The sequence below is a fragment of the Candidatus Cloacimonadaceae bacterium genome (assembly GCA_030693415.1).
GTDB lineage: Bacteria > Cloacimonadota > Cloacimonadia > Cloacimonadales > Cloacimonadaceae > JAUYAR01.
Genome location: JAUYAR010000058.1, coordinates 1 through 12,218, shown reverse-complemented (window position 1 = coordinate 12,218; position 12,218 = coordinate 1). Strand labels below are relative to the sequence as shown.

Below are 12,218 nucleotides of genomic sequence, written 5' to 3'. Positions count from 1 at the left end.
CACGGCCTACGGGTCAATGGATGAAGTACAGAATGCCCTGATTGATAGCTTTGAATACCTGGACAACAACAAAGATATGGTTTCAAGACTGACCTATTTTAAGTGGATGAATTTGGATATATGAAAGCGAATTGGTATAAGAAAGCGCAAGCAAAGTACTACAAGCTGGTAGTCATCCTTGATGACCGCACCAGTGACATCTGCCGGGCATTGGCAGCCCAAGATAAAGTCTATCCCCTAAACGATGCTGCAGAAGTAATGGATAACCTGATGGCTCTGGATACCAAGTCAAACAGTCTGGATGATGCCAGAGATTATATCAAAGCTCTCGCACCGTGGGTCAGTAATGATCAGATAGTCTATAACAGCAGTGATGAACCTATCGGTGTCTCCGGAGCGCATACTCCTTTCCCACCTTTTCATTGGAAGTGCAGGACGACGACATCAGTATTTTAGTTTAAGCTTCTTTCTCTACTTCTTCGAGAAGTTGCAATATAACTTCAGCCCTAATAATGACTACTAAATTTCTATCTTCAGAGTATTGAATAGCAATCCCAGCGAATTCCATAATTTCAGAATCTTCATCAATATTAAACCACACTGGAGATCCACTCATGCCAGGAGGGTAAGGACCAATAACAAGCTGATCAGACCCTTGTCTGACTAAACGCATTCTATCGTACTGTACAACTAATTTGCTTGCGGAATTTAATACATTACTACTTAATATTGGTCCCGTGATTATTTTACAAACAACCTTGAGCTTTTTTTCGTCATCATTTAGTTCCTGTTCAGAACCAGGATATCCTACAATTGTAATTAATCCTGCTTCCAGTCTAAACTTTGGAATATACTTTGATTGATCATCGAAATCAATCATGTATTTTCCTTCGCTAGTTATCTTCTCAGCTTGCTCTTTTGATATTTTGATTACACCAGCATCAATTTCCTCATCGTGTTGGTAATATACCATACACTTATCTAACTGCAATTCGTCGATTTCTCCGATGCTAATATGATTAATGTCCTCTATATCAAGAACATGCCCCGCAGTCACAATATAGTACAAATTCTTATGCTTCAATAATGCCGCAGTTCCCATCTGTAATGGCTTATATTCTCCATCATCCAGATCATCCATATCTGGTTTATAAACAGGAAAAGAATGGTTAATCAAGTGTTCATTTTTGCTTGCTTCTTTCAAGGTTCTCTCCTTTTTTTTCTTAAAAACTGTTATTTTAGTAGCGAATTCAGTTCTCTGAATGTATCTTCAAACAGTTTCAGAGTCTTGTCTCCTATTTCTGATTGTAGTTTATGTACCTGCTCATTAAAAAGTCTGGCTGGTCTGTAGTGATTAAATTGAATACCATTCTTAAGGGGATTAGCCTTAAAGTACTCATCAAGCTGAATCGTTATCCTTGGAATTTTAGTGTTTAGTTGTTTGATATCAATAGGGCTAATTAGGTCTTTTTTATATTCAATATTGACCAGTTTCAGGTAGAATTCTGGTTCAAAAAAATCTTCAATATCCGCATCTTTACCGCCTAGAAAATCGGAGAAAGTTTTGATATTTGATTTCTTTACAAGGCTTTTCTTATACAAGCCCTCTATCAGCTGTTTATCCTTTGATTGAAAATCTATCAAAACAGCAAGTTTAAGAGTTTTTTGAGAACCAAAAAGGGAGACAAACGCTGGGACTTTATCAATTCCCCCAACTGGAGTTATTGTCCATCTTGAATCCAGATACATTCTACCTAACTTCTCAATTATGCTTGAAATTGCCGTTAAATACAATAGATCGGAAGGACCTTCAACAATTAAACAATATGGGCCTACAAACAATGATTGCGTTATCTCATATCCTAGAGCACTCTGTAACGGGAATAAGCTATCATGACCGGTTTCAAGAACATCATTTGTAACTCTAGTACCAATTATTTCTTCATTATCATCCAAACCTTTATCTTCAACGATATACACCCTCTCTGTATGTTTCATATCGATCATGAATGGAGAATGAGTAGTATAAATGACTTGATGATAAGGTGATAACTCTTCTTCTATATACCTTAAAAGGTCATATTGCGCTTTTGCATGAAGCGTTAAACCAGGTTCGTCTAAAAGCAATATTATGTCGCAGTTATGCTTTGATTTTTGCAATGAAAACCAGGCTATGAAAGAAAAAAACCAAATAAAACCCCTTGATCTTTCACCAATCATTGTTGTCACCTGATGAATATTGTCCCTAATTGAAGTCAGGATATTTGCCCCATTTTTAAATTCTTCCTTATCTTGTGGTTTCCCTTCTCTCACATCAAGTTGTAGACAAATATTAGAGCTTTGAGACCAATACTTCATAAATGCTCTTTGGATTCTATTAGACGCTCCCTCCAGCTTGTTAAGAAGCTCTCTGGTATTCTGAATCTGGTCGAAAGAGTCTAATGAAAGCCCCGCTAACTCAATTAAACCAAGCATTGGCTTATCACTGTCAATTATTGTGTTATTGCTAACGCGACTCTTTAGTTTAGGTATATTGACCATGCCTGACATCTGATAAAATTCATCAAAATATAGGAATTTGGGGATTATTGGAGCAATAAATTTTGTATATATCTCCTGCCTTGGTTCTACGGTTTTTGTTGTGATTATGAATTGAATCAAAGAGGCACATTGCGGTATTTCATTATACTTATCTATTTGTAAATTAGAAAGATCTTTTACAAGCTTACAACCGATAATAGCTTTTATCAAGTCTTTATTTTGGTCTTCTTCAGGACACCCTAAATTATCTAAAGACCACTTAATGAACTCATTTTCCTTAATATTGAGTGTATAAAATTTAGATGAAGAATACCCCAATGATAACGTAATCTCTTTATTTGCAAAGACTGATTCACTTATGTCCATTTTAGCGAAATCGGTATCATCTAGCGAGAATACAGCTTTGATAACCTTCGAATGTTCTTTTTTTCCGATTTTAATATCTCTCTCATAATCTGAGACATGGGCTCTTGGATATTCATCGGTTACACTAAATTTGCCATCAGAACTCTCTATGGGGTTAAGCCTATAAAGAGCTTGAAGCAATGCGGTTTTCCCAGACTCATTCTTCCCAACTAAGCTTCCAATATCCGAGATTTTTATCTCCCCACTATCAAGAATGCATTTATAATCCATGACTTGAAATGATACGAGTTTCATTATTTTCTCCTATTAAACTGATATTCGGTTACTATATTCCGTTCCGATAAGGCATACATAACTCTGTTCTTGATGATCATTCAATCTTCAACTGTTATATTAAACTGATTCCCACCCATGGACATAGAATTCAAACCACCATTCATAATAGCATTTAGAAGGTAATTTTTATCAGTTTCTAAATACAATTCACGGGTTTGATCATATACACCAGAATTTCGAATCAATATCTCTTCAACTTTACGTACAAGCGTGTTTACCATAGAAGTGCCTAAAGCTTTATGAATATTTGATTCTCGCATAGCTTCTGGTAATCCCAGCGGGAATTCGCTAACAATGGAGTTTACTCCAAACCCAAACTTGCTCATTACCCGTAATGCTTCACTCATCTGATTCCAAGGGTAAAGCCTAGCATAAGATGGCGTACAAAGTGATCTTTTGGGATAGTAAGGGCACAAACAAATCTGATGCCATTCGGAGCCATCGATTGTAACCATTTCATAAATATCGATCGGCGTTTTTGTGACAATTGATTCAAAAGAACCTAGTCTATGAAAAAGAAAACCTGTGCCATTTAGTTTTGATCTTAATCTGTTTAAATACATAAACTCACCAACGATACCGTTCACTGGAACGGGATTCGTAATACTTCCGAAATCTCCATACCCTCCCAGTACCTTAGAACAACCTTTAGGTATTATCATTCCTTGGTTAGCAAAGAAACTGAGATCTGAATCTGAATGCTGCTTTGATGTTGGTTCATCATTTGTAATGAGTGCCAATAATTTCTTGAACATTATTCCCCCTGTTTACTTAATTGATTAGATCATTACGGCTAATTGCCATTATTATACTGATCGACTAGTCTATTCACTGCATCTAGTTTATCTGTGTATTCTTGATATTTATCGTTTCTAACTGGCAAGAGATTATTATACTGATTAACTGAAGCGTTATAGCTATTTACAGCACTATTATAGGTAAACTCATCAACAGAAAGACCGCCAATGTTCATCCTTTCGTATCTTTCGACATCTGCTTTTTTATCATCAATATCAATTTGAATTTGTCTGAGTTGCGAATCCAATGATTCTAATTCAGATTCTAAAATCCTTAAATATGCCTTTCCTTGATCTATCTGAGATGATAGCTCTGAGGATCTGTGATTGTAAGGTGTGTAAGGCGCATCAGTATATGTGCTCGAATTGAATGGCTGGACACTATTACCCTCAGGTGTGGTATAATCATTATCGCTAATTTGAAGTTCTGGATAGGTAATTGTAGCCATAAGAAGCGTCACTATTGTTGCAACAGGAATGATGAAAAATGCACTACTTCCTTTTAGGATATTGTTTCCCCTAGGTGGTTTAACAACACGTGATTCAACTATTCGAGACTTGTTCCCTTCAGCAAAATGCTTTGCATACAATGGATGATAAAACCTGAAAGTAGTTTGTGCTATTGAAGCACTTTGCATTTTGACGCTTTTACCACGGCATGCGTGATCGAGTGGCAATTCTCGCAATCGCAACAATTTGCTAAATAAAAATATTAAACAAAGGCAAACAATAGAACTATACATACATGATACACCCAACGTTATATTGCTATTTACTGCAATCAACTTACTAATTACTGTAGTTGCAGAAATCGTTAAGATGGTTATAATAATTTTTTTCCATAAATATTCAGATTGGTGCTTTTTACAGACAGAGCATAAACCAAATGAGAATGACCTTGACCTACGCATCATTCCCTCTTGCCACATATATGAAACATCCTGATTCAAATCTGCATGACCTAAACAACATGGGCAAACATTTAGAGAAACAATCCCACCAAATGAAGTAACAGTTACATCATATACTTTGTTGCCAATAACTTCTTCAATCAATTTCTGCTCATTAACTCGTCTGTCATTGATTTGATTTAAAGCTTCAGAATCCTCAGCTGTACGATCTGCTATACTGACCACTTCAGCAAAAACCTCTGAGAGCATCGTTGTTAATTTCTTTGATAACTGAAGCTTGTCGTAACTATTGAACAGATCGATAGCTAGGTTTCTTATCTCGTAAGCCAATGATGCGCTAGTGGTATGCTCTAAACCTCTACTTTTAGTGCTTATCTGAATTGGTTGTGCGTAAAAATCCCATTTTTTAACTTGGTCAATTAATTTCTGAACCAATATCTCAATAGAAGAATCTGGAACATTTGATTTTGCGGCATTGGACACTTGTTCAACAATTTTCTTGATATTTACAACCTCTTGTTCAAGAAAATTCTGCTGACCTAATTCATAGGCGTCAACTACATCATCGAGTATTAGGAAATTCTGCCGTGTTCCTTTGTTGGTTGCACTCTCTACAACATCAGTAAGAGTTTTTACTTTTGATATTAGAGAAAGCTTACTAAGAGCAGTCATGATAGAACGTGCATAGAATCTTCGTAGATCATTTACAATAGGTTCAAGTATAGTTGATTCATTAATTGCGGAAAATCCGGATTTTTCCCTACTCTCATTAATGAGATCAGCAGTTTCTTGAAAATCTATTTCATCATAACTAATAGCTATTTTAACCATCAGATTACTGATGCGATCTGAATCAGTAAACCCGCAATTTATCAGGTAAGAATTTAAATAGTTAACTTTAGCCATTGAAGACATCTTACAAATTAAACCATCATCCAGATTATAGTCATTTAGGGATTGTATTATCGTCGATACTTCGCTAGGTTTTATGCCGGGCAACCAACTAATTTCGGCAAATAAGCGTTTTTGAGGGTTAAGTAAATCGCTCTTTGCTGCAGCGCAAATACTTGCATCTATGAATAAGCTCTTCTCTTCAGATATCTCCAACAGCCTCTTCCTGTTGTCATAAGTACTTGCACCAAGTATATAAAAGGGATTGCTTAATAAATCCATTTCTTCACCATATCCTACATTAGAACCCTATGCGTTTTTTTGAGACTGCATGGTCTTTGGGGATAGAATCCATAGATTTTACTAAACTCTCTTGATCAATACATATTTTATTCATTTTGGCTGCTATTCGTGCCGCTTCACGAATTACATATGCTATATCAGATAATGGCTTGCCAACTAAAAGTTCTAAAAGAAATTCCTTTTCTATATTTGGAGAAACGGGTACTTTACTTAATAATTCACGCAGGAGTGAGTCAACTTCCTCACGTGATGGCATGTCAACTTTGATTATATGATCGAAACGCCCTCTGCGTAGAATTGCTGGGTCAATCACATCAATCATGTTTGTCATAGCTATAATCAAGACCTTGTTATTGATAGCTTCTGGAATTCTCCTCAAAAACTCGGCGACTTCCTCAATATGATGCGTGCTTGAATTTGTATCACCTCTTCGATCAGATAAAAATGACTCCATTTCATCAATGATAATAACTGATGGAGCTGAATCAATAGCATTATTGAAAACCTCTGAGATTTTCTTACTTGTTTCGTGAATATATGGGCTTCCCACACTGTTCGAGCTTATAGCAAAGCTTGGCCAATCGATGAATTCAATTAATCGCTCTACTGCGTATGTCTTCCCACATCCAGGAGGGCCATGAAGAACAATAGCTGATGGGAAGTTAATTCCAAGTGTTGCGTATTTATCCTCATTAAGAATAATATCAATGACATGATCATTAAAAAACTCTTCTAACATAGGGCGTCCTGGTAACGAAAAGTAAGTACCCTTTTTGTCATCTTTATTATCAACATCCTCACCGATTTGTAGGGACTTATTGATAACAGTTTTTTGATTATCTGTAGAGATAGCAGTTTGTGTGTTGCTATTAAGTCCGCTTATCTGTATTACTTCAAAAAGATCATTGCGAGACATCCATCCCAATAAATTTGTAAGTCTTCTAAATGAATTTACAGAAATATATACTCCACCTGTTAACCATGATCCAAATACATAATCATCTGATATGCTTGCAGATAAAGTCCATGTTGGAAGCAGACGAGTGTATTGCTCTAAATAAATGGAATCATGGAATGATACATCGCTTAGCACTTTTCTGGATTCTTTAAGGGCGATCGCAAAGGCTAATGCATCAGATTTATCAGAAGGTGAATTACTGTTTTCGACAGGTTCGAGTCTAAAGTCAGAGTTACAAATTAATATATAATACTTCTCAGCACCATATAGGATTGGTTTTAATAGAGATTGATCTATCAAGTGACTATCGATCCACTTGTCTCCCAAATTAGGTTTAATAATCAAATACTTTAGTTGAAGTTTCGAACCATAAATTTGCCATTCTTCACCACAGTATAGCATCTTACCTAACTCAATTGTAGAGGAAAGCTTATACCTCCTGGGAAACCATAAATCTTGTAGCATGATTTTAGCCCTTAATTATGTTTGCAATATCGAAAGTATCTTCTTCATAACCACTGCTTATCTGTAATCGTGATAATTGTATAACGACATTTCTTAACTCATCAATCTCATCCGATTGTAACAATTTACTGCCATGTTTAACTAATTCTGCAAACTGATTTCTATCAATGACAATGCCAGATGAGTTTGCAATCCATTTGAATCTCTCTATTACAAACCAATCTTGTCGCCATAAAATTTCAAAGTTTTTACCTTTTAAAACGGAGATATGGTTTTCAAAATCACTGTCATTTCTTTCAATTGCCCGAGTTGCAGTTTTAATTAAACTACTAAAAGAGGTGATTTCCGAGGGACGAGCATACTGTTTGATATTGTCCTCAAAAAAAGCGATAATTTTATCAAGCTCCAGTTGTCTAATCTCTTTTAAGTGCTCTTTCCGAACTTGAGCAAGTAGTTTTTTTGCTTCTAGTACTTTCTCCATAGCTTCTTGAGATTTGTCTGTATCTGTTTCGCCTGGGTCAAGTGATAATGCGTTTTCAAGTTTCTGCCGTGCTTGGAGAAGTTTAGGGTTTTCAATTGCTTCAGAAATCTCATCAATACGATTAAGTGTTGTTTCTCCCTCATCAATAACTAGTTCAGAAACATTCATGTAATCCAATTGCCCTTCTTGGCTTGAATAGAAGTTCCTACCAGAATGAAACACACTTCCAATACAGGGAACGGAAACTTCAACTTTTACAATACCAGAATCCATAATTTCGTATTCACATTCTAAATCAGCTCCTGCTGGAATCACTCCATCATCAAAGTCAGATCCTGTAATCTTCAGAACCCCTATAGGTCTATTATCAGTGATTGGGTCTTCTATCTCTCCTTCCCATAATTTAAAATTTATCGAGTTCGATCCCCCTGATTTCAAAGATTCAGCTGCTTTAAAAACCTTTACGTCCTTTTTCGGGAGATTATCTCCAGCCCTTATCAGCCAGTCAAGAACTGGGCTTCCACCAATTTTTTCAAGCACTTCAATTCCAATTGAGTGTGATGAGGGTATTGCTTCGATAGAAGCTGCAGTTTTTGTTATAACAATTTTGTCATTTTCCAACTTTACAGGAGATCCTTTCGAATCGAACACAAAGATTTTAAATGCATTATCACCAACCTTAGATAATGCAATATCTAAGGTTAAACCAAATGTTAGTGGAATCCTACCTGATGACCATCCGCTGTCTAAGCTATCAATTTGAAATTCTGCTTCATCTGACAATTTGCCGGATACTTGAACTGCTATTTTTGCTTTGTTATCAGCAGTTCTCGTGATATAGTTAAATGCAATATTTAGATTACTTTCTGCTATTATTTGACCACGATTGTTCTTTTTAGAATGTGTATCAGTATTCCATTCAATTGATTCAGCATATAGACTTGCTCCTTCAGCAACCGCTGTCATTGGGTTGACATCAGTTATTCCACGAATTCCAAGTTCACATGTTACTTTGTCCCGAAGTGGTTTATAATTAGTTGGACCCCCGATAAATACGATACTATCAATATCATGTTGAGATAGACTAACTCCCTTTAATGTTTGAAGAACAGCTTCAATCGACTCACTTACTCTTTCATTTATTAGCTTGTCGTAGGCATGTTGATCAATAGGTATGTCTAAGAAAATTTCTCTTCCACTTAAATCGCAAACTCTTGTTTCAGATTCATTTAAACTAATCCTAGTAGATGGTTTTATCGATAATTCAATTTTAGCTTTCTCTGTTGCCCATGTAGCTAGTCTTAACAAGGATAAATATTTAGGGTTAATTGTTAGATCGTCTGGCATCTTAAAATTATCTATAATCCATGGTTTAACAATATTGTCGACAAGCACTCTATCAAAATCTCTTCCACCACAAATCGCTATCCCACCATGAGAAAGTAAGTTAACACTACCTCCAATACTTTCTGCAATAGCTATATCAAGAGTACCACCTCCGAGATCATATATTACAAATATGCCGTCATTTTTTCGAAATCTCATTGTACTCATAACTGCTGCAACAGGTTCTTGCATAATAACGACATTTCCAATTCCTGCAATCTGGGCAGCATGCATTGTTGAGTCTTTTTGCATTTGGTTGAATGCTGCAGGAACAGTTATAACTGAACCACTTTCAGGGTTGTTTCGCAATTCATCTGGTAAATATCCAAATAGAATTTTCAGAACTTCAGCTGAACATTCTTCTGGACTCATTGTTATATTTGCATTTGCGAAATGTAATCGAGTTTTAGTACCCATAAGTCGTTTAAACAAAATCGCTGAACTATCTGGATTATAGGGAGCTGAATCATATGCTCTATTGCCTAAGTACTTATTACCTCTTTTATCAAAAAAAATCGCTGAGGGAGTTACATCATTCTGCTCTGGACTTTTCCAAATTCTTGTTGTTGAACCATCATATGAACATATAACACTGTTTGTAGTACCTAAATCAATGCCAATGTAACCTTTCATAATACCCCCCTTTTAAGAGTGACAATTCCAGATTTTACTAGTCCCACTTGATTCATGATAATTGGTTCAATCATCTGATCAATTATTAAAGTCTCATTCTTATCAAATTCATCTATATTTATGGGAGTAGCCGCCATACCCGGGTCAAAAGGCTGACCTTCAATATTCGCAACAGATAGCCCTATTCCATTTAAATATTCTTGAATTTTCTTAGTATACCAGTGATACTGACTAATAAATCTTGCCTTTTCTCCTGCATCAAGTCTATTAACAACTCTTTCAAATACTTTTTCAAAACGCCAAGATTCTGTTACCATCTTTATGATAGTATCCATCAGTTTGTCAGTATATTCGGTCGAAGGATAGTTTTCCATATTTACTTCCATATGTTTGATACAGCTCAATAACGATTACTAGTTGAGTCCCAAATGTTGGTGTAAATTCCAACTCATTGTTTCTCAGGTTATTTGAGGACATCTTATATTCCTCAGTTCTTACACTCTATGTAAGGTCAAGCGACCGATTGCATTGTTATTCATCCTATCCTCTGCGTCAAGAACTTTTTTCAAAATGACCTCGCTGCGACGGGCTGAAGCCCTGCGGAGGAGGCGTAGCCGACGGAGCAGGGCTTCAGTCCGTCGCGCAAAAACTTCTGTCCGGGTAGTGATCTTACTCTATTCTCTGATATTTTTTCTATAGGCTCAGCCAGATATATCTTACCACTTGTCCAGTCTTCTGAATATCCTTGCAGGATGGCTCCGATTAGTCGGATGCAACTTATCTCATTGGGGAATATGCGGATGCATTTCTCTCTGCGCCGAAGCTCTTCGTTCAACCGTTCAAGTGAGTTGGTGCATTTGATCTTGCTCCAATGGGCTGGCGGGAAATCCAGATAGACAGTTATCTCGTGATAGGTGCCATCTAACCAGTCTCTCAGCTTCTCTTTCCCTTTGGCTTCAACTACCTTGATCAGATCATTCCAAACCAAATCAAAAGACTCCCTGGTTCTTGATCCCACCAGATCTTTAATTAATGGCAACAGCCAGAGAAGGTCTGTTTTCGATACCTTGGATTGGGCATTGCGCATCCAATGGACAATACATCGTTGTCTTTGCTGACCGGGAAAACACTCCTCTATGGACTTAATCAAACCATCATGTTCATCGCTGATCCACAGCTCGCTACGTTCCAAACCACGAGCCTTAAGGCTTTGCAGAAAGTCCTTCCAGTTGTGATAGCTTTCTCTGTTACCCAAATGTACACCCAGTACATCCCGATGACCATCTTCTTTGAGTCCGATGGCTATCAGGACTGCAGTTGATACAACCCCACGCTCGGTTCTGATCTTGGTATAGATAGCGTCAAGCCAGATATAGGAATAACGCTGATCAAGCTTTCTGGTTCTCCAAATCTGCACTTCTTCATCTATCTGGGCAGCACATCTGCTGACAAAGCTGCGGTCTATGTTTTCCAGTCCCAAATCAACAAAAAGATTATTCATCTTGCGGGTCGAAACACCATTGAAATAGGCCTCGCTTACGATACTGATCAGAGCCCTGTCCACTCTTTGATAATGCTCCAAAATGGAGGGATAAAACCCACCCTTCCGGAGCTTGGGTATCTTTATGGATACTGGACCCATCGCCGTGGCTAAATCTTGACGGTCTCTATAACCATTACGATAGTTATTCCTTTCCTCGCTGCGTTCATAGTGACCGGCTCCAAGCTGATTACTCAGTTCGGCCTCGATGATCCTATGTATGCTGTTCTCAAGCACTCTCACGAAATCTCCCGGTACCGTACCTTGAATTACCTTGACGATTTCTGCCATCTCATTCTTGCTTCTCTTTGGTTGAGTCATGATCTTCTCCTTGTCTTTTAGTTTTCACGAAACCATTAAAACAATGAGTTCGATTGGGCTCAACCTTTTTCTTTAGTTCACTCAATTTCTCCACCTGAATTTACACCACCTTTGAGACACTACCCCAGAACCTGCTGTTACCTTTGAATTTAATGTATCAGATATTCACCGCTCAGCACACGATTAAAATGTCTTATCCCACTTTCTGCAAGTATGTGGGTCAGATAGACGGAAACGCAGTAGTTAAGCAAGCCCGGACAATATATTGGGAAAAAACAAGCAGTGGAGA

Annotated in this window: 9 protein-coding genes; 1 reads left to right on the top strand and 8 read right to left on the bottom strand. The window is 37.1% G+C overall.

Features of this window, described 5'->3' with window-relative positions; all coding sequences use genetic code 11:
* Positions 1 to 120 precede the first annotated feature (120 nt).
* Positions 121 to 456: a hypothetical protein gene (locus Q8M98_03965; protein MDP3113914.1), complete on the top strand. Its 336-nt coding sequence runs from the start codon at positions 121 to 123 to the stop codon at positions 454 to 456.
* Between the two features lies 1 nt (position 457).
* On the opposite strand, the gene Q8M98_03960 is transcribed toward Q8M98_03965, so the two are convergent.
* The 8 genes from Q8M98_03960 to Q8M98_03925 form a co-directional block, all read right to left on the bottom strand.
* The gene (locus Q8M98_03960; protein MDP3113913.1) at positions 458 to 1,204 is read right to left on the bottom strand and encodes a hypothetical protein; all 747 of its coding nucleotides are present in this window, start codon (positions 1,202 to 1,204) and stop codon (positions 458 to 460) included.
* 29 nt (positions 1,205 to 1,233) lie between these two features.
* Positions 1,234 to 3,201 carry an AAA family ATPase gene (locus tag Q8M98_03955; protein ID MDP3113912.1) on the bottom strand — a complete coding sequence of 656 codons (1,968 nt, stop codon included), beginning with the start codon at positions 3,199 to 3,201 and terminating at the stop codon, positions 1,234 to 1,236.
* Positions 3,202 to 3,281: 80 nt separating this feature from the next.
* Entirely contained in the window at positions 3,282 to 3,998 is a 717-nt protein-coding gene (locus Q8M98_03950) for a hypothetical protein (GenBank protein MDP3113911.1), read from the bottom strand.
* A gap of 38 nt (positions 3,999 to 4,036) precedes the next feature.
* Positions 4,037 to 6,124 (bottom strand): hypothetical protein, encoded by a 2,088-nt coding sequence (locus tag Q8M98_03945; GenBank protein MDP3113910.1) that lies wholly within the window; start codon positions 6,122 to 6,124, stop codon positions 4,037 to 4,039.
* Between the two features lie 19 nt (positions 6,125 to 6,143).
* Positions 6,144 to 7,568, bottom strand: coding sequence for an ATP-binding protein (locus Q8M98_03940; protein MDP3113909.1), 1,425 nt, complete (start codon positions 7,566 to 7,568; stop codon positions 6,144 to 6,146).
* A gap of 4 nt (positions 7,569 to 7,572) precedes the next feature.
* Positions 7,573 to 10,068, bottom strand: a complete 2,496-nt coding sequence (locus tag Q8M98_03935; GenBank protein MDP3113908.1) for an Hsp70 family protein — start codon at positions 10,066 to 10,068, stop codon at positions 7,573 to 7,575.
* On the bottom strand, positions 10,065 to 10,442 hold the full coding sequence (locus Q8M98_03930; GenBank protein ID MDP3113907.1) for a hypothetical protein: 378 nt from the start codon (positions 10,440 to 10,442) through the stop codon (positions 10,065 to 10,067). The genes Q8M98_03935 and Q8M98_03930 overlap by 4 nt, the downstream gene beginning before the upstream one ends.
* Positions 10,443 to 10,633: 191 nt before the next feature.
* On the bottom strand, positions 10,634 to 11,929 hold the full coding sequence (locus Q8M98_03925; protein ID MDP3113906.1) for an IS256 family transposase: 1,296 nt from the start codon (positions 11,927 to 11,929) through the stop codon (positions 10,634 to 10,636).
* Between the last annotated feature and the right edge of the window lie 289 nt (positions 11,930 to 12,218).